Below are 24,508 nucleotides of genomic sequence, written 5' to 3'. Positions count from 1 at the left end.
GGTGCGCTAATTGTAGGGATTTTCATCAGGAAGCTTTTTACGTTTATGTAAAAGCGCGTTGATTTCTCCCCCTAAAATAATTAAAATCCCGCTTAAGTAAAACCAGATCATCAGGACGATGATCCCCCCAATGCTTCCGTATGTGGCGCTATAGTTCGCAAATGTACTGACGTAAAACGAAAACAGGGTGCTGACGACAATCCAGCCGATGGCCGCAAACAGCGCACCCGGCATTACAAAGCGAAGCGACAGCTTTTTGTTAGGCGCGATGACGTACAAAGCGGAAAAAACAATCAGCAGCACAAGCGGGCTGACTCCCCAGCGGATCGCAGTCCAGATGGATAAAAACAGGTCCGAAGCGCCGACAAAGTCCGCAGCAAGCATTCCGATCTGCCGGCCGAATACCGGCAGAAGCAAGGCAACTAAAATGGTAAACACCATGGCGATCGTCAGAAAAATTGAGGTTAGACGTACAATGATAAAAGAGCGGTTTTCCTCCACTTCATACGCGTGGTTTAACGATCTGACGATGGCATTCATTCCATTAGACGCAGACCATAACGCCGCGATGATCCCGAATGACAGCAATCCGCCGTTTCGGTCATTTAATGTTTGGTGGGTAATGGATTCAACGAGGGACATCGCACTTCCAGGAGCGTATTGTTTTACAACCCCCAGCACGTCATCTGTAGAAATCGGAAGATACGCGGTGAGCGTCAGCATAAAAATCAAAAACGGAAACAGCGATAACAGAAAAAAATACGCCAGCTCCGCAGATTTGCTTTGCCCCTCATGAAGGGTGTATCTGCCGAACAGCTCTTTCAGAAAGTTCATGTCGTCTCACCTCGAATGTTTGATCATTTATCTTTTGTAAAATGTTCCTTTGTTTCCTGTACCAGCTCCATCACTTTCGGCGTTGTTTTCTTCAGCTCTTTGACTTGCTGATTAACGAAGCCGACTTCATCTGACAGCGTCTGGGCCAGCTGTTTTGCTTCATCAATTTTTGTCATGACATTGTTTTTCAATAGTTCAGGATTGTTTTTGTACAGAGACATTTTATGCTTGCACGTCATCCATCTCATGCCGCAGGCCTGTCTCGTCGGCTTATGGAGCAAGGATAGCGCCGCACCTGCCGCAGCTCCGAGAATGACACCTTTCAGCAACCAGCGTTCATTGTTCATGATGAACTCTCCTTTCCCTCACAATTGTTTTTCTTCTTGAATGGATGCAAGCAGATGCTCACAGCCTGATCTGATCAATTGATAGACCTCGTCAAAGTTCCCAGTGTAGTAAGGGTCGGGAACGTCCGCAAGATCTGAATCATCAACGTAGTCAAGCAGCCTCTTGATCTGTGCGGCTTTTTTAAAACCCGCCATGCTTCTCAGGCTTCCGATATTTTCTGCATCCATCGCAATGATGTAATCAAAATCGGTTAAATCCTGTTCGCGCACCTGGCGCGCCAGCATGCCTTCAAAGCTGATTCCTTCTCTGCGCAATATCTCCTGCGTTCCTTCATGCGGAGGATTGCCGATGTGCCAGCCGCCGATGCCGGCTGAGTCTGTTCTGATTTTCCCCTCTAATCCTTTTGTTGCTGCCAAGTCCCGAAATATCGCTTCCGCCATTGGAGACCGGCAAATGTTTCCCAAGCAAACAAATAATACGCTGATCATGTTGTGCAACCTCCCTATTCTTTGCCCATATTTCTCTAAAAAGAAACCTTTACCGCTATCTTAGTAGGATGTTCAATCACTTTTCAACTGATGTCACCACTTTTTTGAAATAAATGGACGAAATGAGAATAGGGTTTTTTTCTGATGGAATTCTGTTAGAATAAAACATACCAAATGACGCGAAAGAAAGGATGTAATCATTTGTCCAGCCAAAATACAGAAACATTAACTCAAATGATTGAAGAGATTTCACAAAAACTGAACATGCTGAATGTCGGGGTTATCAAAGCAGAAGACTTCAGCGACGAAAAAATAGAGGACCTCACCTACCTTCATAAAATGGTGATGAAAAAAGAAGCATTCAGCCCGAGCGAAATGCAGGCGATCGCTCAAGAACTTGCATCACTTCGAAAATAATGGGGCTTGCCGGCATCCGGCAAGCCTTTTTTCTTATTGATGAAGATGATTCTTTTTGCTTTCGTTTATTAGGGAGCCGGAAAGACGCGGCAGCAAGGCGCCGCGCTTCCTGAGACCGGCGAATACAGCAAATGGCCGAATAAGATTTTGAAGGAGTACTAGAATGAAAACGAAATACGTCAAAACAGCAACCGGAATGTACATCAACTACTTCTTGCTCGGAATGGTCAATATCATTCTCGCATCCAACATGTCCTCCTTAACGAAACAGTGGAATACCGACCCGACAGGCATCAGTTATGTGATTGCGGCTATCGGATTCGGCAAGCTGCTGACATACGGAATATCTGGCGTTTTATCAGATAAAATAGGCAGAAAACCGCTCATTGTGGCTTCCGCCGGAATGATGGCTGTCTTTTTAATCGGTATTCCATTATCACCGAGTTATGAACTTGCGTTTGTGTTTGCTTTATTAGCCGGAGTCGCAAATTCGGCCATGGACGCAGGAACATATCCGGCTTTAACGGAGCTCTTCCCAACTGCTCCCAGCTCGGCGAATGTCTTGGTAAAAGCTTTTATGTCTCTCGGGGCCGCTCTTTTGCCGCTCCTGATTACAGTTTTGGCAGACCATAGCCTATTCTACGGATATGCATTTTATTTGCCGGCAGCTGTCTATGTGCTGAACATCCTTTGCTTATCAGCGGTTTCGCTGCCAAAAAAACAGAAACAACCCATCAGCACCGGGCAACAGGGATCTCCTGCTTTCTTATCTGAACCCGACATGAAGAAAGAAGGCGCCGCGCTGATTATCATTGGTTTTACATCAACCGCTTTATTCACAGTCTCTCAAATCTGGCTTCCAAGCTTCGCCCAAAAGGCTGCAGGGTTAGCTGAATCAGCTTCCGTACAATTGCTGAGCTACTATAGTATAGGCGCTTTGGTATCTGTTTTATTATTAGCCCTTCTGCTGAACAGATGGGTAAAACCGGTGATGGTTACGCTGCTGTATCCGATTATTACATTATGTACGCTTGCCGTTATGCTGACAGTTCACGTCCCAGCTGTACTGGACATCACAGCCTTTTTCTTAGGATTTTCAACCGCGGGTGTGTTTCAAATTACCGTTACATTAATGACAGAGCTTTTCTGGAACCGCAAAGGCACTGTCACCGGAATTGTTGCGACAGCTTCAAGTATTGCGTCGATTCTGCTGCCGATTGCCACCGGGCTCATCGCAAAAGCGGGAGGCATAGCCCATATCTTTATGTTCGACTTCGGCATTGCCGTCATCGGAACAGCAGCTGCTGCCTTTTTGTATTACAGATACAATAAACTGACCGCAGGTTCCAAGCTATCATGAAAAAACGGACGTCCCCGCAGGGCGTCCGTTTTTGTTATTTTTCAAGCAGTGCCAAAGATTCGCGGTTAAATGCAGGAATGTCATCCGGCGTGCGGCTGGTGACCAATTGATTTTGGCAAACCACGACTTCCTGGTCAACGACATCGGCCCCAGCGTATTCCATATCTACACGAATGGACGTATAGCCTGTCGCTTTTCTGCCTTCCAGCGCTTTAGCAGTAATCAGCAGCTGCGGGCCGTGACAAATCGCAAATACCGGCTTTTTGTCCGTCATAAACGCTTTTGTAAACTGGACGAAACGCTCATCGGCACGAAGCTGGTCAGGTGAAAAACCTCCCGGAATTAAAAGTGCGTCAAAGTCGGAAGGGTTTACGTCATCAATGGACGCATCGACTGTGACTTGCGCATTTCCCTGCTTGCCTTTTACGGTTTTCCCTTTTTCATTTTCAATAACGGTCAGCTCATGCCCCGCTTCTTTAAATGCTTTTGCTGGTTCAGTATACTCGCTGTCTTCGAAATAATCTGTCAGCACAACTGCGATTTTTTTACCCATGATTGATAACCTCCCCCTAATATGTCTACATAAAACACTCTACCCCAGCCACAATATAATAAACATTTTGCAGAGCTGACAAACGATAAGCATAATGACCCAATTCACATCACCCAAAGATGATACATAATACTTATTTTTCTCCCTTTTACAATAATCATAAAGAAACATCTACAAATGCTTACAAAATATTCTTACAATAGAACCAGTAACACAAATTTCGTTGAAAGGTGGAGAACTGGTGAGAATACAGAAAAGACGAAAAGACGTCAGTAACATTCTCCGTATTCTGCTGCCCCCAATTATGATACTTAGCCTAATCCTCCCAACACCGCCCGTTCATGCAGAAGAAAACATGGCTCCTCAAGTGAATCTCAGTATTTTGGCTACAACTGATATTCATGCCAACATGATGGATTACGATTACTATAGCGACAAAGAAACGACAGAATTCGGGCTTGCCAGAACGGCACAGCTGATCCAAAAGCACCGCCAGGAGAACCCAAACAGCCTGCTCGTGGATAACGGTGACTTGATTCAAGGAAATCCGCTGGGCGAATACGCAGTGAAATACGAAAAAGACAACATTATCTCCGGTGCAAAAACCCACCCGATTATCAGCGTCATGAACGCGCTGAAGTATGACGCAGGAACACTTGGCAATCATGAATTCAATTACGGGCTCGACTTTCTTGACGGTACGATAAAAGGAGCCGATTTCCCGATTGTAAACGCCAATGTTAAAACAACTGGCGGTGAACACCGTTATACGCCGTATGCAATTAACGAGAAAACAGTCACAGATGAAAACGGAAACGAACAGAAGATCAAAGTAGGCTACATAGGTTTTGTTCCGCCGCAAATCATGACCTGGGACAAAAAGAATCTCGAAGGACAGGTTCAGGTGCAGGATATCGTCGAATCTGCCAATGAAACGATTCCGAAAATGAAGGCAGAAGGCGCGGATGTCATTATTGCCCTTGCCCACACTGGTATTGAAAAGCAGGCGCAATCGTCAGGTGCAGAAAACGCCGTTTTTGACCTGGCCACGAAAACAAAGGGCATTGATGCGATTGTCTCGGGCCATCAGCACGGACTCTTCCCTTCCGCAGAATATGCGGGTGCCGCTCAGTTCGATGTTGAAAAAGGAACCATTAACGGCATTCCGGTCGTCATGCCAAGCAGCTGGGGCAAATACTTAGGCGTCATTGACCTCAAGCTTGAAAAAACAGACGGCTCGTGGAAGGTCGCAGATTCCAAGGGCAGCATCGAATCAATTTCCGGCAGCGTCACATCCAGAAAAGAAGCCGTCACAAAAGCCATTCAGCAAACACATCAAAACACGCTGGAATATGTCAGAAAGCCTGTCGGAAAAACAGAAGCCGACATTAACAGCTTCTTTGCACAAGTCAAGGACGACCCTTCTATTCAAATTGTGACAGATGCGCAAAAATGGTACGCAGAAAATGAAATGAAGGATACCGAGTATAAAGATCTTCCGATTTTGTCAGCAGGCGCGCCGTTTAAAGCCGGCGGCAGAAACGGAGCCAATTACTATACAAACATTCCGGCCGGGGATCTTGCGATTAAAAACGTCGGAGACTTGTATCTGTACGATAATACCCTCCAGATCGTGAAGCTGACCGGTAGCGAGGTGAAGGACTGGCTCGACATGTCAGCTGGCCAATTTAATCATATCGATCCGTCAAAAGGCGGCGATCAGGCCTTGCTGAATGAGAATTTCCGCTCCTACAACTTTGACGTGATTGACGGCGTCACCTATCAGGTCGATGTCACAAAACCGGCTAAATACAACGAAAACGGAAAAGTGATTAACGCGGATTCAAGCCGGATCATCAACCTTTCCTATGAAGGCAAACCGATCAGCCCGAGCCAGGAATTTCTCGTAGTCACGAATAATTACCGGGCCTCCGGCGGCGGCGGTTTCCCTCATCTGACGAGTGATAAGATTGTCCACGGCTCCGCAGTTGAAAACAGACAGGTACTGATGGATTACATTATTGAACAGAATACATTAAATCCAAAAGCCGATAACAACTGGTCGATTGCACCGGTTTCCGGCACGAATTTGACGTTTGAATCTTCGCTTTTAGCCAAGCCTTTTGCGGACAAAGCCGATGATGTCGCTTATGTGAGACATTCTTCAAATGAAGGCTATGGCGTGTACAAGCTTCAATTTGACGACGGTTCAGATACCGATCCTCCTGAAGGCGGATTATGGGATCTTACCGTCATGCATACAAATGATACGCATGCGCACCTTGATGACGCAGCCAGACGAATGACGAAAATCAGCGAAGTAAGAAACGAAACAGACCACAACATCCTGCTTGACGCGGGAGATGTGTTTTCCGGCGACCTGTATTTCACGAAATGGAACGGTTTAGCCGACCTGAAACTGATGAACATGATGGGTTATGACGCCATGACCTTCGGAAACCACGAATTTGATAAAGGTCCGTCCGTTCTTTCTGATTTTCTCAGCGGGAACAGCACAACTGTCGATCCGGCGAATCGCTATCACTTTGAAGCGCCTGATTTCCCAATCGTCAGCGCGAATGTGGATGTATCAAATGAACCTAAGCTAAAATCATATGTCAAAAAGCCGCAGACCTTTACTGCGGGAGAAAAGAAAGAGCCGGGCATCCATCCGTACATTCTGTTAGACGTTGACGGCGAGAAAGTGGCCGTGTTCGGACTGACAACAGAAGACACAGCCACAACATCAAGCCCGGGCAAAAGCATTGTATTTAACGACGCATTTAAAACTGCGCAGAACACCGTGAAAACGATTCAGGAAGAAGAAAAAGTAAACAAAATTATCGCGCTCACCCACATTGGGCATAACCGCGATCTTGAGCTAGCCAAAAAAGTGAAGGGCATTGACTTGATCATCGGCGGACACACCCACACTCTCGTGGACAAAATGGAGGTCGTGGAAAACGACGAACCGACAATCGTGGCGCAGGCAAAAGAATACGGCCAATTCTTAGGGCGTGTCGATGTCGCATTTGATGATGACGGCGTCGTTCAAACAGACAAATCAAATCTAAGCGCACTGCCGATTGATGAGAATACTGAAGAAAACGCGGAAGTAAAAGAAGAGCTCGATCAGTTCAAAAAAGAATTAGAGGACGTCAAAAATGAAAAAGTCGGCTACACGGATGTAGCCCTTGACGGCCAGCGTGAGCATGTGCGCACGAAGGAAACCAATCTCGGAAACTTCATCGCGGACGGCATGCTTGCAAAAGCGAAAGAAGCATCCGGCGCCAACATTGCGATTACAAATGGCGGCGGCATCAGAGCCGGCATTGACAAAGGCAAGATCACACTTGGCGAAGTACTGAACGTAATGCCGTTCGGCAACACGCTTTACGTGGCTGATTTGACCGGAAAACAAATCAAAGAAGCTCTTGAACAAGGCTTAAGCAATGTGGAGAACGGAGGCGGGGCCTTCCCTCAGGTGGCTGGAATCGAATATACCTTTACATTAAACAACGAACCTGGACACCGTGTTTTAGACGTGAAATTCGAATCGCCTAACGGAGACAAAGTTGATCTGAATACAGATGATACCTACCGCGTCGCAACAAATAATTTTGTCGGCGGCGGTGGAGACGGATACTCTGTCTTTACGGAAGCTTCTCATGGTGAAGACCTCGGCTACGTAGATTATGAGATTTTCACCGAGCAGCTGAAAAAGCTTGGTGACAAGGTCTCTCCTAAAATGGAAGGACGGATCAAAGAAGTATTCCTGCCGACAAAGCAGAAGGATGGCAGCTGGACACTCGATGAAGACAAATTTGCGATTTATGCCAAAAACGCCAACAAGCCGTTTGTCTATTATGAAACGTCTGAAGGATCACAAGAGAAACCAATCAATCTAAAAATGAAAAAAGACCAGGTCAAGCTATTGAAGGATAGAGAATTAGATCCTTCCCTGACGGTGTTCAACTACTGGTACAGCATGAAGCTTCCAATGGCGAACATCAAAACCGCGAACACTGAAATCGGAATCAAATCTAAGGGAGAATTAAACGTCTCCCTATCAAATGTATATGACTTTACAGTGAAGCAAAAAGGAAAAGAAGTGAAATCATTCAAGGAACCGGTTGAGCTATCGCTTCGGATGTTTGATATTGAAGAAGCTCACAACCCTGCCATTTACCATGTCGACCGGAAAAAGAAAACTTTTACAAAGACAGAAAAGGGATCAGTTGACGATGATATTGTAACAGGATACACAAACCACTTCAGCGAATACACGATCTTAAATTCCGGTGCTCACGATAAACCGCCGGCGTTCCCGTCCGATCAGCCGACAGGCGGCGATGACGACGGCAAGAATGGCGGAGGGTCCGACAATCCAGGCGGAAAGCAGCCGAATGATGGCAAAGGCGGCGATCAAACACCTCCCGGCACTGAACCAACAAATGGATCGGGCGGATCGGGAACCGATGGACCGGCTGGCGGCTTGCTTCCTGACACAGCCACCTCCATGTATTCCATCCTGCTGGTCGGATTTCTGATCAGCGCACTCGGAACAGCATTATATTTGCATCAGCGAAGAAAACAGAACAGAGCGAATGAAGCATAAAAAAAGCTGCTCGTTATCGAGCAGCTTTCTTTTTTATACCCACTTCACAACATCTTCAACAGCAGATCTTGTTTTCGGACGAGGGTCTCGCACACGGTAGCCGAACGCCACCATAACAGAAATATCAAAGCTTCCGTTTTCCAGAAGGCCTTCCTCTTCAAGGATGCGATGAATTTCATCATATTGGAAGCCTTCCACAGGGCAGGAATCAACGCCGATTTGCGCAGCGGCTGTCATCATGTTGCCAAGCGCAATATAGGTTTGTTTGGATGCCCAGTCAAACAGGGTTCTGTCGCTTTCAAGCAAATGCAAATCGTGCTTCTGGAACTCCTCTGTTTTGCTGAGATAGCCTTCATACACGTCTTGCGGCATTTGTTTTACTTCTTTTAAATGACGTTTGATGTAGTCCGCATTATATTTCATATCCTTCGCTGTACGCGCCAGAATCAGGACGAAATGGCTTGCTGTCGGAAGCTGCTTTTGCGCGCCCCATGTGTATTCGCGAAGCTTTTCGCGGAATTCGGGATTTTGGACAACAACGAATTTCCAAGGCTCAAGGCCGAGTGAACTTGGAGACAGTCTTCCTGTTTCTAAAATAAATTCAAAATCGCTGTCTGATACTTTTTTATTCGGGTCAAATTCCTTTGTCGCATGTCTGAAATTGTATGCGTCCAGAATTTGTTTCTTTACATCTGCCATGTTAAGCACCTCTCCTTTTGGTTACTCTCACTTCTATTGTAGCCATTCTCATAAAAAGTAAAAGTACGCACATTTTTGTATGATAGTATCAATTTTGATACCAAGAGAAAAAAGCGCTCTGCCGCAGGCAGGCGCTCTTTATTTTCCCCGTCGCGCAAAATCGACAAACCTGAATTTGTCCAGACGGTGTCTGCTTTCCGTATATTGAAAGAGACTTGTATCCTCTAAAAAGACATAGTTTCTCACAACCACCATATGGTCATAGCCGCGTAAATCAAGCAATTCCCTGTCCTCATCCGTACACGGCTCGGCCACAATTTCTTTCTGCGCGTAACTTATCGAAAGACCAAGCTCTCCTTCAATATATTCATAAATGGAGTTTTCGCAAATTTCTTTCGTCAGGTGAGGCACATGCTTTCTGAAAAAGTAGTCCTTGTCCAAAATGACATGCTCCCCGTCAATCTTTCTTGACCTGATCACTTCCCATATGTCATCATCCGGCTGTGCCCGAAGCTGTTTTTGGATCAGATCTGACGGGGGCACCAGCCCGAATTTGTGAACGGCTGTTTTCGTTTCTTTCCCCAAAGTTTGCGCCAGTTCCTTGAAGCTGACAAGCCCAGAGACCGGAAACTGCATTTTTTCACGGTTGAGAATCACGGAGCCTTTCCCCCTGATTTTCTGGATATATCCATTTTGAGCCAGCATGTGAAGCGCCTTTCGAACCGTTTCTCTTGATGTGCCGTACTGTGCGGTCAATTCATGTTCAGACGGAAGAATCTCCTCCGCCTTCCATCGGCCGTCTTCAATTTGCTGTGCGATGTCTTTATAGATTGTGATAAATTTATTCACCTTCATTTATGACCACCCAGCTTAGTTTAGCACGGTTTTGTTAAATGATAAACAATGGACTCGTACGGTCGGAGCGTCATATTCTTCAGTTCTTCTCTCTCTTCATCGTTTGTCAGAAGCACCTCTGCCTTCCACTCGCCGGGCTTCAGCGTGTCCGGCAGTGTAAAGGCTGCCTCCGTCCCGTAAAAATTATTGATGATGAGCAGCTTCTCATTTTCGCCATGTCTCATATACGCAAAAACGTTCGGATCATCCTTTGCGATCAGTTCATACGTTCCCTCTGTGACAATGTCATAGGTTTTTCGGATCTGGATCAGCTTCCGGTAGTGATAAAAGACCGAGTGTTTGTCCTTCAGCGCCGCCTCGGCATTGATCTCCCGGTAATTGCCGGCGGCCGGTATCCATGGCGTGCCTGTTGTAAATCCGGCATTCGGCGTATCATCCCACTGGACGGGTGTTCTGGAATTGTCACGGGATTTTTCCTGTAAAATGGCTAAAATCTCTTTCTCCGCCATGCCTTTTTTCTTGAAGGCGTGATACATGTTCAGCGACTCGACATCCCGATAGGAGCTGATGCCGGTAAACTTCGGATTGGTCATGCCGAGCTCTTCCCCCTGATAAATATAAGGCGTGCCCTGCATCATATGAATGGCCGTCGCAAGCATTTTTGCTGATTTCACCCGATATGGACCGTCATTTCCATATCTCGATACAATGCGCGGCTGATCGTGATTGCACCAGAACAAAGCGTTCCAGCCCCCTCCCGCCTGCATCTCCGTCTGCCACACGGATAAGATCTCCTTCAGCTTCAGAAAATCGAACGGAGCCAAGGCCCATTTTTCTCCGTTTGGATAATCGACCTTGAGATGATGGAAGTTAAACGTCATATCAAGCTCTTCGTTGCCCGGATTTGTATAACGGATGCAATGGTCAATCGATGTAGAAGACATCTCACCGACCGTCATGCTGTCATAATGTGAAAACACCTTTTCGTTCATTTCATGCAGAAATTCATGCACCCGCGGCCCGTCAGTGTAAAAGGTACGGCCATCATCGCCGTCTTCCGCATTCGGAAAGCGCTGGTCTTTTGAAATCAGATTAATGACATCAAGCCTGAAGCCATCAATTCCTTTTTCAAACCAAAAATGCATCATCTCATAGACATGCTTTCTGACCTCTTCATTTTCCCAATTCAAATCAGCCTGTGTGACATCAAACAGGTGCAGATAATATTGGCCTGAAGCTTCGTCAAGCTTCCATGCCGATCCGCCGAATTTCGATTCCCAGTTTGTCGGGGCTGTGCCGTCTTTGTTCGGGTTTTTCCATATATAAAAATCACGGTATGGGCTGTCTTTTGAAGAAATCGCCTCTCTAAACCATTTGTGCTCAGTTGACGTATGATTGACCACTAGATCCATGACGACTTTTAAGCCTCTTTTGTGCGCTTCAGCTAATAAGCGTTCAAAATCTTCCATTGTGCCGTACTCTTGATAAATCGTGAAGTAATCCCGAATATCATACCCATTATCATGCTGCGGCGAGTCGTAAATCGGCGTTAGCCAAAGAACATCAACCTGAAGCGTTTGTAAGTAATCAAGCTTTTCAATAATTCCATTCAAATCGCCAATGCCGCTACCCGTCGTATCTTTAAAGCTTTTCGGATAAATTTGATAAACCACGGCTTTTTTCCACCATGGTGTTTGTTCTGTTGTCATCTGTCTCCACCACCGTCTTTTTTAATGAAAAAGGGAAAAAGGGACCGTCAATAACACGTCCCGCTCCCCTTTGTTATTTACGTTTCAGTCGCGCATAAGCGTATGTTCCGGCAAACGGAACAATTAAGACAATCGCCATTCCAATTGCGAATGCGCCCCAGTACTGGCTCATAATCGAGAAAATGCCGGGCACGCCGCCAACACCGACGGAGCTTGCCAAAACGCCTTGAGATGAGATATACATCCCGGCCAGCCCTGAGCTGATCATCGCAATGATAAAAGGAAATCTGTAGCGAAGGTTCACCCCGAATATGGCAGGCTCTGTAATGCCCAGATAAGCGGAAATGCCTGATGTTAAGGAAAGGCCTTTTTGTTTCTCATCCTTTACGATAAACATCATCGCCAGCGCCGCTGATCCTTGGGCGATATTTGAAAGCGCCAGCATCGGCCATAAAAATGTGCCTCCGAGCTTAGAGCCGATCAGCTGCAGATCAACTGCCAAAAACGTATGATGCATTCCGGTAATCACCAGCGCTGAGTATAAGCCGCCGTACAGCAGCCCGCCCAGCGCGGCAAATGAGCCGAACACCGAGATAAGCCCCGAAGTTAACACATTCCCGATCGCAAATGTGACCGGACCGATAATGATAAAGGACGCAAAACCCGTCACGAGCAGGGTAATCGGCGCGACGACTAAAAGCTGTATTCCCTCGGGCGTCCGTTTCGTCAAAAACAATTCAATCTTGGCAAGCAAATACGAAGCGAGTAAAATCGGGAGCACCTGCCCTTGGTAGCCGACCTTCTGCACTTCAAGGCCGAAAAGATTCCATACGGGGATCTCTCCGCTTTGTTCCGCGGCGCCATACCCCCACGCATTCAGTAAATCAGGATGCACGAGCATAACGCCGAGCACAATGCCGAGGAGCGGATTGCCGCCAAACCGCTTCACCGCCGACCAGCCGATCAGCGCTGGCAGGAACGTAAAGGCCGTGCCTGCGATTAAATTGATCATATTGGCAAGATCCGCCCACTGCGGGTACACCTGCACAATCGATTTTGTACTGAAGAAAATCCCCTGCGCCGTTAAGATATTGTTGATCCCCATTAAGAGACCCGCCGTGACAATCGCCGGCAAAATCGGAATAAAGATATCTGCAAGCGTTTTCACAGCACGCTGCAAAGGATTCATATTTTTTTCTGAGGCCTTCTTCACGTCATCCTTTGTTGACTCGCCAATCCCCGTTTCCTTGACCAGTTCCGCATATACTTTGTTGACTGTTCCCTGGCCGATCACAACCTGAAACTGCCCGTTTGTCGAAAACGATCCCTTTACAACATCGATTTGATCCAGCACCTCTTGGTCAACCTTGCTTTCATCTATTAACGCAAAGCGTAAACGTGTTACACAATGAGTTGCCGCTGCAATATTTTCAGCACCGCCGACTGCTTCAACAATTTGCCGTGCTGATCTGTTCAGTTCCCCCATGCCAACCCCTCCGTTTGATAACTTGTATATACAACTTATGTTTATATTGTATTCCTGTATATACATGTAGTCAACAACTTTTTATAGCGCTTTCATACTATTCGTAAAGTCATAGAATGGCTTAACAGAAAGGTTACTCTAAAAAGCTAGCAAATGTTTTGAGAGGTGAACCCTATGAATAAACACGAGAATGCCCTGCAAGTTCCTCCGTGAGCTCGAGGCCAACAAGGAAGGGCCGATTTCTCCTATCTCAAGGAAAACACTATTAACAGAAAGCTGCTCAGAGATATCGTGTTTAAAGGGTTTGACTTCGGAAATGGACTGTGCGGATTTGTTATATATATCGAAGGAATCGTAAAATCTGAATCTATTCAGGATCACGCCCTCCTTCCTTTTTGCGGCATCTGAAGGATGAAATAGAGAAAGACGAAGAATCTCTGCCAATACGCTGTCTATTTCCAGTGTATTGGCAGAGACGAGTTTGAAACTATTATTTTGTCGACGTCAAAATGCCTGATTGTAAAAATGAAAGGCGGCTAAAGGAGAAGCATTGAAGAACCGATCGCCGAGTCCGCCATCAGAGGTTCAAGAGAGGCTTTACAGAAAGCCTCAGAGTCAATAACGCTCATTAATGTGGTGATGCGATCTTGCTGACGATGTTGAGTTCCAAAAACCCTAAGAGTTTTCAGCTTCTTTTGTCTGGTAAACAGCACTCTGTTTCGTTTTTCTTCTATCTTTCAGGTAATACTGTTCAGATGTGAAAAATTCGGTATACAGCGCTTTTACCTTCTTGCTCAATAATAACAGCGCAATCACATTCGGAACGAGAATAAAAACTAACGCTAAGTCCAGAAAGCCCCAGATGGCTTTTGCTCCGCCGGCGGCACCTATGATAATAGCCGCTAAATAAACGAATTTAATGACATGTCCCGACAGCCGTCCGAATAGAAATTCAGCTTGTTTTACGCCGTAAAATATGACAACCATAATGGTCGAGACAACAAAAAAGACGAGAGAAATCGAAACGAAGTACCCTCCGCCAGATCCGAAATAATGATGAAAGGCAGCCGTAGTCAGTGCTGCTGGGTCACTTGAGGCGTTCTTTCCTGTCCAGACACCGGATGCAAGGACGACAAATGCCGTGGTGGTGCAGATGATCAAGGTATCAATGACAATGCCGATCACAGACCAGAAGCCTTGTCTTACAGGGTGGTCAGTCATTGCCGCCGCATGTGCAATCGGGGCGGTTCCCATCCCGGCTTCATTAGAATACAGGCCGCGGGCAAACCCCCAGCGGATGGTTTCAGCCAAGGCAGCGCCTGCAAATCCTCCTGCTGCCGAAGAAGAAGTAAACGCATTCGAAAATATGAGAGAGAAAAACGCCGGAACAGATGAAAGATTCATAAGAACAATCAGGAGACCGGCTCCCGCGTATGCACCTGCCATGAGAGGCACGACAAACTCTGTTACTTTTCCGATCCGCTTAACCCCGCCAATTACAACTAAACCAATCAAAAACGCGATGCCGATTCCGGCGTATATTTTATTGAAAGAAAACGTTTCGGCAAGAGAGACTGAAACTGAATTCCCCTGAACCATTATGCTTGGAATCAGCTCTACGATCAGTGCAACAGAAAAAAACACGCCGAGCCATTTCATGCGCAGCCCTTTTGTTATGTAATACATCGGTCCCCCGACAAATTCACCCTGCTCATTTTTTTCTCTGTAATGAACCGCAAGCACACTTTCTGAAAACTTAATTGCCATAGCAAATAAGGCAACCAGCCACATCCAAAAAACAGCCCCGGGACCGCCAAACATGATAGCCGCAGGCACTCCGACAATGTTCGCCGCCCCAATCGTCGAACTGAGGGCTGATGTCAATGCCTGAAGCGGCGTAACTGTCCCCTCTCCCTTTGGCTTTTTTCCTACGCTGCCGATCGTCTGCTTCAAAATATATAAAGGATAGCGAAATTGAAAAAACTTCAGCAAAATGGTGAAGTACAATCCCGTCCCCGTCAGTAAGATAATTAGCGGCGGCCCCCACAGCCAATCAGATATACGCTCTACCCATTCTAATAGTTGTTGCATCCCATCACCCTTTCCCGTTTATGGGTCAATTCCCCACAGATGGAAAAACATAAACCTTTTAGGGCAGACAGAACTAAGTCAAATTGAGGAAGAAAGGAAGCTGGACGGCTAAAAAACATCGCCTGACAAGGAAAACTAAGTGGAAGAAGGTCTGTTTCGCCCCAGCCGCTCATATACTTGATTCTTATAAAACGATGACGCTGGTTTGGAAAACATGCCTTTTTTGTCGGCAAGCTTATCGAGCATCAGCTGCTTTTCTGATTTTTTTCTTACTAATTGCTCACGTTCCTTTTCGTCATAGCACTTGGAGATTAAATGGTTGAGAGTCATAAGCTCTTTTTTAAGTGCACCCTCATCCTCAGCCATCCCTGCATTTTTTAACATTCGGTAGCCCATCCGCAGGGATTCCGGCAAGTGGGCCGCATCATCCTTTGGCAGCGGTTTTCCCATTCCCGGCAGGTTGTCAAATTCTCCGTCTTTGATGGCGCGTTTAATCTTATCTTCAGACACAATATGAGAATAATCCATCGTCCCACCTCTTTTCATTAATGAACATATTTTATCATACAGCTGTCACAAACCATATTATTCCTTTATTTACAGTAATAAACCTGCTTTTACATCTGGCAAATTCCTAAGAAAACGTTGATTCGACGGCGTTTTTCGCCACTTTTTCCATCGGACGATTTTCACTTTTCTAATCCGCTGATTCGTGTTATATTGGATACGTTCGTTTTTTCTATCGTTTCGCTCGAACTGTGATCGGAAAAAAGGAGTGTAACAATGAAAACATTTATAAAAGAAAGAGGACTGGCCTTCTTCTTAATTGCGGTCGTCCTGTTATGGGTAAAGACGTATGTCGGTTATGTCCTGAACTTCAATTTAGGAATAGACAACACGATCCAGAAAATATTGCTTTTTGTGAATCCGCTCAGCTCAAGCTTATTCTTTCTTGGATTTGGACTTTTGTTCAAGAAAAAATTACAGCAGACAGCCATCATAGTGATTCATTTTTTAATGTCTTTTTTACTGTACGCAAACATTGTGTATTACCGATTCTTCAATGATTTTATTACGATTCCGGTCATTATGCAGGCTAAAACAAACGGCGGCCAACTCGGTGACAGCGCATTTTCGCTGATGAGACCGACTGACGCCTTTTACTTTATCGATACGATCATTCTGATTATCTTAGCGATTAAAGTGAACAAGCCTGCCGATACGTCTAACAAAAAATCATTCCGAATCGTTCTTGCGTCTTCGATTCTCGTTTTCTTAATCAACCTGGCAGTTGCGGAGTCAGACCGTCCTGAATTGCTGACGAGATCATTTGACCGAAACTATCTTGTCAAATATTTAGGAACATACAATTTCACGATTTATGACGCTGTGCAGAATGTCAAATCCAACAGCCAGCGCGCACTTGCCGATTCAAGCGACGTAACGGAAGTTGAGAACTACATGAAAGCCAATTACGATGTGCCGAACAATGTGTATTTCGGCAAAGCGGAAGGAAAAAACGTCATTTACGTTTCACTTGAATCTTTACAGTCCTTTATCATCGACTATAAAATTGATGGCAAAGAAGTGACACCGTTCTTAAATAAACTGGCGCACGATAACGAAACGTTCTACTTTGATAACTTTTTCCACCAAACAGGACAAGGTAAAACATCGGATGCAGAATTTATGATGGAAAACTCTCTGTACCCGCTGGCTCAAGGTTCCGTTTTCGTGAACAAAGCGCAAAACACGCTTCAATCCGTTCCGGCGATTTTGAAATCTAAAGATTACACATCTGCTACGTTCCACGGGAATACGCAGACGTTCTGGAACCGAAACGAAATGTACAAAGCGGAAGGCATTGATAAGTTCTTCGATTCTGCTTACTATGACATGAACGAAGAAAACACGAAAAACTACGGCATGAAAGATAAACCGTTCTTTAAAGAATCAATGCCGCTGTTAGAAAGCCTGCCGCAGCCGTTCTATACGAAGTTCATTACCCTGTCTAACCACTTCCCATTCGGAATGGATGAGGGGGATACTGACTTCCCGGCTGGAGACTTTGGCGACTCTGTCGTCAACAACTACTTCCAGTCAGCCCATTACCTTGATCAGTCCATTGAACAATTTTTCAATGACCTGAAAAAAGACGGGTTATATGATAAATCGGTTATCGTGATGTACGGAGACCACTACGGCATCTCTGAAAACCACAATAACGCGATGGCGAAAGTGCTTGGCAAAGATGAAATTACCGATTATGACAACGCCCAGCTTCAGCGGGTGCCGCTCTTTATCCACGCTGCCGGCGTGAAGGGCGAAAAAGTTCATAAATATGCCGGAGACGTCGATGTGGCTCCAACCCTTCTGCATTTGCTCGGAGTGGATACGAAAGACTACTTGATGTCCGGTTCTGATATTTTATCTAAAGAACACCGTGAAGTAATTCCGTTCCGCAACGGAGACTTTATATCACCGAAGTACACGAAAATATCCGGCAAGTACTATGACACAAAAACCGGGAAACAGCTTGATGAATCTGAGATCGACAAGTCAGAAGACTCACTCGTCAAGAAGGAACTCGAAATGTCCGATAAAATCATAAACGGAGACCTGCTGCGTTTCTACAACCCGAAAGGTTTTACAAAGGTGAACCCTTCCGATTATGATTACACAAAACACGGCGAGGATTCAGAGACGTCAACAGAAGACGAAGATAAATAAGAAAAAAGCAGAGAGGCTGGCCTCTCTGCTTTTTTTATTTCACTGCAGCACGTAATTCCTCTGCCGCAAACTCTACATTCGGGCCAATAATGACTTGTACTGATTGCCCGCCCGATTTGACGACTCCTTTTGCGCCTGCTTTCTTTAATAACGCTTCATTTACTAAAGACGTATCTTTCACTGTCAGTCTCAGCCTTGTCGCACAGTGATCAATCGTCTGCAGGTTTTCTTTTCCGCCAAGCCCCTTCAGCATGATGTTTTCATTGACAGACTGTGCTGTGTTCTCGTCCAGCACTTCATCCAAGTCATCATCCTCACGTCCCGGCGTTTTCAAATTCAACGTCTTAATTAAGACGTAAAACACGACAAAGTATACAGCCGCATAGCATATACCTACCAGAAGCAGCAGCAGCGGCTTTTCTGCAATACCGTAGCTCAAAAGATAATCGATCGCACCGGCTGAAAAAGAAAATCCAGAGCGTATGCCGAGCAAATTAACGATGAATAACGACAGTCCGGTTAAGACTGCATGCACAGCGTATAACAGCGGAGATAAAAACATAAACGCAAACTCAATTGGCTCCGTAATCCCTGTGATAAACGCAGTCAACGCAAAACCGATCATCATTCCGGCCGTTGCTTTTCGTTTTGACGGCTTGGCAGTCACAATCATTGCCAGACATGCCGCCGGAAGGCCGAACATCATAATCGGGAAGAATCCCGTCATGTATGTGCCCGCTGTCGGGTCTTTAGCGAAAAAGCGCGCCAAATCACCTGTCACTCCGTTATATTCGCCGAATTGGAACCAGAAAATATTATTGAGCACGTGGTGAAGACCGAGCGGAATTAACAGCCTGTTGAATAAGCCGAATATGCCCGCGCCGATTCCGCCAAGCCCAAGCATCCACTCCCCAAACGCGTTAATTCCCGATTGAATCGGCGGCCATATCGAACCGAATATTCCTGCTAAAATGATTGTAAAAATAGCGGTGACAATCGGCACAAGCCGTCTGCCGCTGAAGAATCCGAGATATTCCGGCAGTTTTGTATCCTTAAAGCGGTTATAGGTGTAACCCGCAATTAAACCGGCAATAATTCCCCCAAATACCGCCATGTTGTTTGCTTCATTAATCGATTTTGTTGCCGCGTCGAGCATCAGATACGAAATCGCCCCAGATAAACCCGCGGCCCCATTGCTGTCCTTTGAAATGCCGATGGCAATCCCAATCGCAAATATAAGCGGCAGGTGATCAAAAACAGCAGTTCCCGCTTGATAAACAAACGGGATATCGAATAAATCCTCCCTGCCAAGTGCAAGGATAATCCCGACTGCAGGCAAAACCGCAATCGGGAGCATAAATGACTTTCCAAGCTTTTGTAAAAATGAAAGCATACCCATCCCCCTCTTACCCTTTTTTAAAAATATACCATACAAGATATCTAGTGATCTATACCAATTTCCCCGGCATATTTCTTTTTTCCCAGGTTCGCGTGTTTCCTATTCTAGAGCCAATTGTGGTAAGCTTAAACTAGATTATTTAAAAAGAAAGCGGGAATGACAGATGATTGTAACAAACGATCAAGAATTAGAAGGCCTGAAAAAAATCGGCCGAATCGTAGCGCTGGCGCGTGAAGAAATGAAACGGAAAGCAGAGCCCGGCATGAGTACAAAAGACCTTGACCTTATCGGAAAAGCGGTGCTTGACGAGCATGGCGCTGTTTCGGCTCCGCAAAAAGAATACGACTTTCCTGGTGTTACATGCATCAGCGTAAATGATGAAGTGGCGCATGGTATTCCAAGCACATCCACTATTTTAAAAGCCGGAGATCTTGTGAACATTGATATCTCTGCTGAATTCGGCGGTTTCTACTCCGATACAGGCATCTCGTTTGTCCTCGGTGAAGGAGAAGAACGTCTTCACAAGCTATGCCAATGCGCAGAGGATGCCTTCCAAAAAGGGCTGCAGCAGGCAAAAGCCGGCAAGCGCCAAAATCAGATCGGGAGAGCCGTTTATCATGAAGCACGTTCTAAAGGATTTACCGTCATTAAAACCCTGACCGGCCACGGAATCGGCAGAAGCCTTCACGAAGCGCCGAACCACATCATGAACTATTATGATCCATTTGATAACGCGCTTTTCAAAAACGGCACAGTGATCGCACTTGAACCATTCATTTCCACAAAAGCGGAAACCATCGTCGAAGCTGGAGACGGCTGGACCTTTAAGACGCCGGATAAAAGCATGGTCGCCCAAGTTGAGCACACCATCGTCATCACCAAAGACGAGCCGATTATCCTGACAAAGCTGTAAAAACACATTTCGTATGTTTAGCCTCCTCCTATTACAGGTAAAGCATCACTATTCTGCAGGAGGAGGCACTGTAATGAACAGAGATCAAGAAAAAATCCAAATTGAAAACGAAATGAATGCAATGCACGGAACAACAAAAGAAGAAATGTTAAAAGACTTTGAAGAATTTAAAGACTACCTGAAAAAACAAGTTGACCGGGGCAAAAAATTAGGATTAGATGACGGCAAGCTTGTCAAAAGCGCTGCGATCCTGGGAGACTACCTCGCAAAGCATGAAGAACCGCAAAACGGTGAAGAAATGCTGCTGCAGGAGCTTTGGCGCGTTGCGGATGATGATGAGAAAAAACATTTGGCACAGCTATTAGTCAAATTGGTTGAGAAACAATAAAACACCTAAGCCGGGCATATGCCCGGCTTCTCTATATTGTCACAGCCCGGCCCATCCAGATATGCTACACTAGGATTAATGTCTGTGAAAGGAGCCATTGTCCGCATGTGGTTTATTATTTTTGGTATCGTCTTTTTCATTGAAGGCATCATCATGACCGTTTTCGGCGTGAGGAAAAAAAACGGGATGCTTACATATATCGGTATTGTGTTCAGTATCATGACACTTGGCATTGTCGTGCTGAAACTCACCGGGCATTAAATCATATTCAGCGTTTACTCCGCATATACATACAGGAAGAAAGTTCGCATCACTAGTGCGAAAGACTCAGTTTTTCCCGCATCTCTTTTCAGCATCTTTTGATAGATGTTACAATGCCAATCGTTTGGTCAATCAGATAGGGAAAGGAGTTTTCTGACATGCATTACGGCAGTAAAGGCTGGTATGTGGCAGAATTAAAAAAGCAGGGTATCACGAAATATGAAGGAAGAAAGCTTCAAAGCTATAAAACCTATTTTCTTGCCAACCTGCTTGAAACAAAGACAAAACAATCCTGACATGGTGAAGCCGCGCACGTTTAGATGCGCGGCTTTTTTATTGAATCGGAAGCAGCCTGTCCCGTTTTTTGATAAAGGAAGATCTCCAGCTTTCCGACAATGCTTCTTCACTTAATATCCGTTCAATGGCGGCGAGATTTTTTGTGTCATGGTATTTGATATGGTTTGCGAATTGGACGGATATGCCTTTTTCGCCTCTGGACAGCAGGTCGAGCTTGGCGCCCGGAGCAACCCTGCCCTCTTCCAGCACGCGAAAATAAAATCCCGTATATCCGGTTTGCTGAACTTTCAGCACCATATCCTTCACACCAAACTTTTTGGCCAGTTTTATACACGGCTGACGCGGCTGGCTGACCTGAACAACGGCATCATCAAGCTGAAAGACATCCCCTATGCAAACGTCCTCCTCAGTCAGGCCTTGCACCGTAAGATTTTCACCAAACGCGGCGGCCGGGAGCGGTCTTGAGAGAAACTCCGTCCAAAACGGATAGTGCTCCGCGGAATAGACACAGACAGCCTTATCAGGGCCGCCATGATTGACGAGGTCCGCCTGTCCGTCTCCTTCAAAATTCTCCCGATACAGCATAACCGCGGAATCAGCCGGCCGCTTCATGATGCCGGTCTCTATTTTCTTTCCATCGTATTCAAGCGTCTGCGGCTTACCCAGGTTAAGAGAATGAATGGAATAATGCGCTGATGTCATACAAACACATCTCCTTTACAGGATATAAAATGATTGATTATCATAAAAAGAAAAGGTGGTTTTTTACATGCTTCAATATCGAATCGTTGCAGACGGCCGGGTTCAAGGTGTCGGTTTCCGCTACTTTGTTCAAGCGGAAGCCGATAAGCATAAACTCACCGGCTGGGTCAAAAACCGTGATGACGGGCGTGTCGAGATTTTGGCCGAAGGGCCTGAAAACGCCTTGCAATCATTTCTTGAGACCGTGAAGAAAGGCAGCCCCTTTTCAAAGGTTACCGGCATCTCTGTCACTGAATCCAGCAGCCTTGAAGGCCATCACCGGTTTTCAATAGTCTATTCGTAAGGCTTATCCTGATAAAAGTAATTCGGCTTGACGATTGAATTGTCATAAGATCGGTGAAAAATATGTGTGGAGGCGGGTGAAATCGGCGGTATCAGCCACGTCCAGTCACCCGTCAGCTTTCTGCCCGCTTCTTCCTCCTGTTCTTCAAACCGTTTAAACTGGCTTGCAGCCGTGTGATGATCGACGATGCTGACGCCGTGCTTTTTATATGAATGCAAAACAGCTTTATTCAATTCAACAAGCGCCTGATCCTTCCATAAATCCGCATTGTAATCAGTGGCAATACCGATAACGGATGCCACTTTTTTGAGCTTATCATACCGCTTTTCATCAGCCAGATTTCTCGCACCGATCTCCGTTCCCATATACCAGCCGTTAAACGGTGCGGCATTATAATGAACGCCGCCGATCTCAAGCCTCATATCCGCAATAATCGGCACGCCGTACCATTGCAGCTTCAGGTCAGAAAACGCTTCGAATTCCGGGTGGGTCAGCGGAACTTCTATCACCAGTGACCGGGGCAGCTCATACCAGACCGGCTGCTTGTCACCCTTCATGCGGAAAATAAGGGGAAGAAGATCAAAATCGGTCCGCTCTCCGCGCCAGCCGAGCTGCTCACAGGCTGCGGTGAGAGAACGGGAAGCAGGATCGCCGATTCTTTCTCCGTCGGATTCATATCCCGCGTACCGGATCAGCTGATGATTCCAGATCTCGACTTGCTTTTCGCCCTTCTCTTCCGGAGGGAAAATCGTAATGGTCGGCCTGATTTTCCCGTTATTTGTGGCGGTTTCAATGTGATGAAACAGAGCGTCCCGTACTTCTTCTTTAGTCCGGACGTCACGTCTGTCAATGACATTCAGCGAGTTCCAGAACAGTCTGCCGATGCAGCGGTTGCTGTTTCTCCAAGCCATTTTCGCCCCGTGCGCCAGCTCTTCCTTTGTATGTACATAGCTTCCAGTCCGGTCAATCTCACTTTTAATGTCATCGAGACGGTCTTGCGCTTCATTCTCCTTTCCGAGTTCCTGATAGCAATTGGCAATAAACGCTTTCGCTTCGTTCCAGAGTATTTCTTTATCTTCCAACAAACTCTCTCCTCCAAATCGCATTCATGCTTCTCATTGTATCGTTTTTGAGCGGGAAGACAAATGATTTTTCTGCATCTTCTTGGAAAAACAAATAAAAAAACACCCGCGTTTGCGAGTGTCAAAGGGATGATAAATGATGGGCCAATTCCATTAAATCACTGCGAAAGTTTCTGCCTGTCATTGGGATGCCGTGCCCGGTCAGCAGCGCTTCCGGTTCTCGTTCGGCAAGTCTTTGAATCGACTCGGCGGCCATCTCAGTGTCAGGTGTGAAATAAGCCGGCGGGCCGTGAAGCTCCTGTTTTTGAATGAAGACGTCAGCCATTTTTTCCTGTTCAACTGTAATCACCGCATCGCCAGCGACAAGCACACGGCCGTCCTCGCGGAATAATGAAATATGGCCCGGTGTGTGGCCCGGTGTTGCGATCCAGATCCACTCGTCCAAAAACGGAACAGTGCCGTCTTCAGGCAGTGCTTGAACATGAGCGGAAATATCGATCGAATGGCGCGGAAACAGCGGCGACAGCTTGGCAACCAGACCGCTTTTGCTGTCTGGCCTCGCCGGCGGATAATCCTCTTTTCCGGTCACAAAAGGCATTTCCCGCGAATGGACATAAACAGGAACATCCCAATGCTCAAGGATCTCTTCAATGGCCCCGATATGATCAAAGTGCCCGTGTGTCAGAATAATGGCCTTCAAGTGGTAGTCATCACCGAATCTTTGTTTTGCTTCGTTTAAAATCATGCCGGCTGATTGAGGCATGCCGGCATCTATTAAAATAAATGAATGAGGTTCAGAAGGATACTGAATAAAATAGACATTCGCAATTTGCACGGTCAGACCATGTACACCCTTTGCGGCCTCGAACCCAGTCCCGCTTCTGACTGAAGTCAGCGGCATATAAGGATCACTCATGAAGACACCTCCGGTACGT

At 46.1% G+C, this 24,508-nt stretch carries 23 protein-coding genes; 9 read left to right on the top strand and 14 right to left on the bottom strand.

From position 1 onward, the window contains the following. Window positions 1-6 precede the first annotated feature (6 nt). Genes NYE43_RS04260 through NYE43_RS04250 form a run of 3 tightly spaced genes read right to left on the bottom strand, consistent with a single transcriptional unit; the run spans window position 7 to window position 1,670 of the window. Window positions 7-834 (bottom strand): YihY family inner membrane protein, encoded by an 828-nt coding sequence (locus tag NYE43_RS04260; RefSeq protein WP_024120586.1) that lies wholly within the window; start codon window positions 832-834, stop codon window positions 7-9. A 23-nt stretch (window positions 835-857) separates the two neighbouring features. Beyond that, entirely contained in the window at window positions 858-1,181 is a 324-nt protein-coding gene (locus NYE43_RS04255) for a hypothetical protein (RefSeq protein WP_095714626.1), read from the bottom strand. Window positions 1,182-1,199: 18 nt separating this feature from the next. Beyond that, complete coding sequence (locus NYE43_RS04250) at window positions 1,200-1,670, bottom strand: low molecular weight protein-tyrosine-phosphatase (RefSeq protein WP_024120584.1); 471 nt, start codon at window positions 1,668-1,670, stop codon at window positions 1,200-1,202. Between the two features lie 201 nt (window positions 1,671-1,871). On the opposite strand from NYE43_RS04250, the gene NYE43_RS04245 reads away from it, so the two are divergent. Next, a complete protein-coding gene (locus tag NYE43_RS04245; RefSeq protein ID WP_010333391.1) occupies window positions 1,872-2,087 on the top strand; it encodes a DUF1128 domain-containing protein in 216 nt (71 codons plus the stop codon). A gap of 163 nt (window positions 2,088-2,250) precedes the next feature. Then, window positions 2,251-3,447 carry an MFS transporter gene (locus NYE43_RS04240; RefSeq protein WP_216394933.1) on the top strand — a complete coding sequence of 399 codons (1,197 nt, stop codon included), beginning with the start codon at window positions 2,251-2,253 and terminating at the stop codon, window positions 3,445-3,447. Window positions 3,448-3,481: 34 nt separating this feature from the next. On the opposite strand, the gene NYE43_RS04235 is transcribed toward NYE43_RS04240, so the two are convergent. Continuing rightward, on the bottom strand, window positions 3,482-4,000 hold the full coding sequence (locus NYE43_RS04235; protein WP_059336024.1) for a type 1 glutamine amidotransferase domain-containing protein: 519 nt from the start codon (window positions 3,998-4,000) through the stop codon (window positions 3,482-3,484). A gap of 241 nt (window positions 4,001-4,241) precedes the next feature. Between NYE43_RS04235 and NYE43_RS04230 the strand changes: the two genes are divergently transcribed. After that, complete coding sequence (locus NYE43_RS04230; RefSeq protein WP_341061032.1) at window positions 4,242-8,618, top strand: multifunctional 2',3'-cyclic-nucleotide 2'-phosphodiesterase/3'-nucleotidase/5'-nucleotidase; 4,377 nt, start codon at window positions 4,242-4,244, stop codon at window positions 8,616-8,618. A 33-nt stretch (window positions 8,619-8,651) separates the two neighbouring features. On the opposite strand, the gene NYE43_RS04225 is transcribed toward NYE43_RS04230, so the two are convergent. From NYE43_RS04225 to NYE43_RS04200, 6 genes are all read right to left on the bottom strand, one after another. After that, entirely contained in the window at window positions 8,652-9,317 is a 666-nt protein-coding gene (locus NYE43_RS04225) for an NAD(P)H-dependent oxidoreductase (protein ID WP_038954167.1), read from the bottom strand. A gap of 138 nt (window positions 9,318-9,455) precedes the next feature. Next, window positions 9,456-10,172: a trehalose operon repressor gene (gene treR, locus NYE43_RS04220; protein WP_024120578.1), complete on the bottom strand. Its 717-nt coding sequence runs from the start codon at window positions 10,170-10,172 to the stop codon at window positions 9,456-9,458. A 20-nt stretch (window positions 10,173-10,192) separates the two neighbouring features. Continuing rightward, on the bottom strand, window positions 10,193-11,881 hold the full coding sequence (treC, locus tag NYE43_RS04215) for an alpha,alpha-phosphotrehalase (protein ID WP_341061029.1): 1,689 nt from the start codon (window positions 11,879-11,881) through the stop codon (window positions 10,193-10,195). A 73-nt stretch (window positions 11,882-11,954) separates the two neighbouring features. Beyond that, entirely contained in the window at window positions 11,955-13,367 is a 1,413-nt protein-coding gene (gene treP / locus NYE43_RS04210; RefSeq protein WP_059353393.1) for a PTS system trehalose-specific EIIBC component, read from the bottom strand. 675 nt (window positions 13,368-14,042) lie between these two features. Continuing rightward, on the bottom strand, window positions 14,043-15,458 hold the full coding sequence (locus NYE43_RS04205) for an alanine/glycine:cation symporter family protein (protein WP_024120576.1): 1,416 nt from the start codon (window positions 15,456-15,458) through the stop codon (window positions 14,043-14,045). A gap of 135 nt (window positions 15,459-15,593) precedes the next feature. Further along, window positions 15,594-15,986 (bottom strand): DnaJ family domain-containing protein, encoded by a 393-nt coding sequence (locus NYE43_RS04200; RefSeq protein ID WP_059291655.1) that lies wholly within the window; start codon window positions 15,984-15,986, stop codon window positions 15,594-15,596. 255 nt (window positions 15,987-16,241) lie between these two features. Here NYE43_RS04200 and ltaS point away from each other — a divergent pair, with 255 nt between their 5' ends. Continuing rightward, a complete protein-coding gene (ltaS, locus tag NYE43_RS04195; protein WP_024120574.1) occupies window positions 16,242-18,188 on the top strand; it encodes a lipoteichoic acid synthase in 1,947 nt (648 codons plus the stop codon). A 34-nt stretch (window positions 18,189-18,222) separates the two neighbouring features. Here ltaS and nagE read toward each other — a convergent pair whose 3' ends face one another. Beyond that, window positions 18,223-19,581, bottom strand: coding sequence for an N-acetylglucosamine-specific PTS transporter subunit IIBC (gene nagE / locus NYE43_RS04190; protein ID WP_024120573.1), 1,359 nt, complete (start codon window positions 19,579-19,581; stop codon window positions 18,223-18,225). 169 nt (window positions 19,582-19,750) lie between these two features. Here nagE and map point away from each other — a divergent pair, with 169 nt between their 5' ends. The 4 genes from map to NYE43_RS04170 all read left to right on the top strand — a co-directional run bounded on the left by map (window position 19,751) and on the right by NYE43_RS04170 (window position 21,445). Continuing rightward, on the top strand, window positions 19,751-20,500 hold the full coding sequence (map, locus tag NYE43_RS04185; RefSeq protein WP_024120572.1) for a type I methionyl aminopeptidase: 750 nt from the start codon (window positions 19,751-19,753) through the stop codon (window positions 20,498-20,500). A gap of 73 nt (window positions 20,501-20,573) precedes the next feature. Next, complete coding sequence (locus tag NYE43_RS04180) at window positions 20,574-20,888, top strand: DUF3243 domain-containing protein (protein WP_024120571.1); 315 nt, start codon at window positions 20,574-20,576, stop codon at window positions 20,886-20,888. 105 nt (window positions 20,889-20,993) lie between these two features. Continuing rightward, entirely contained in the window at window positions 20,994-21,149 is a 156-nt protein-coding gene (locus NYE43_RS04175; RefSeq protein WP_326374323.1) for a hypothetical protein, read from the top strand. A 158-nt stretch (window positions 21,150-21,307) separates the two neighbouring features. Continuing rightward, entirely contained in the window at window positions 21,308-21,445 is a 138-nt protein-coding gene (locus NYE43_RS04170) for a YflJ family protein (RefSeq protein ID WP_024120569.1), read from the top strand. 37 nt (window positions 21,446-21,482) lie between these two features. Here NYE43_RS04170 and NYE43_RS04165 read toward each other — a convergent pair whose 3' ends face one another. Further along, window positions 21,483-22,148: an MOSC domain-containing protein gene (locus NYE43_RS04165; RefSeq protein WP_101860960.1), complete on the bottom strand. Its 666-nt coding sequence runs from the start codon at window positions 22,146-22,148 to the stop codon at window positions 21,483-21,485. Between the two features lie 67 nt (window positions 22,149-22,215). Here NYE43_RS04165 and NYE43_RS04160 point away from each other — a divergent pair, with 67 nt between their 5' ends. Beyond that, entirely contained in the window at window positions 22,216-22,491 is a 276-nt protein-coding gene (locus tag NYE43_RS04160; protein ID WP_341061022.1) for an acylphosphatase, read from the top strand. On the opposite strand, the gene nosA is transcribed toward NYE43_RS04160, so the two are convergent. Together nosA and NYE43_RS04150 are read right to left on the bottom strand one after the other, a co-directional pair. Continuing rightward, window positions 22,482-23,573 carry a nitric oxide synthase gene (gene nosA / locus NYE43_RS04155; RefSeq protein WP_213418418.1) on the bottom strand — a complete coding sequence of 364 codons (1,092 nt, stop codon included), beginning with the start codon at window positions 23,571-23,573 and terminating at the stop codon, window positions 22,482-22,484. The two genes, NYE43_RS04160 and nosA, sit on opposite strands and share 10 nt — an antisense overlap. Before the next feature lie 121 nt (window positions 23,574-23,694). Beyond that, window positions 23,695-24,489, bottom strand: a complete 795-nt coding sequence (locus NYE43_RS04150; protein WP_095714420.1) for an MBL fold metallo-hydrolase — start codon at window positions 24,487-24,489, stop codon at window positions 23,695-23,697. Window positions 24,490-24,508 lie beyond the last annotated feature (19 nt).

The sequence above is a fragment of the Bacillus sp. FSL R5-0434 genome (assembly GCF_038004745.1).
Classification (GTDB): domain Bacteria; phylum Bacillota; class Bacilli; order Bacillales; family Bacillaceae; genus Bacillus; species Bacillus halotolerans.
The sequence above is the reverse complement of the archived record's forward strand: the minus strand, read 5'-3'. Positions and strand labels throughout refer to the sequence as shown.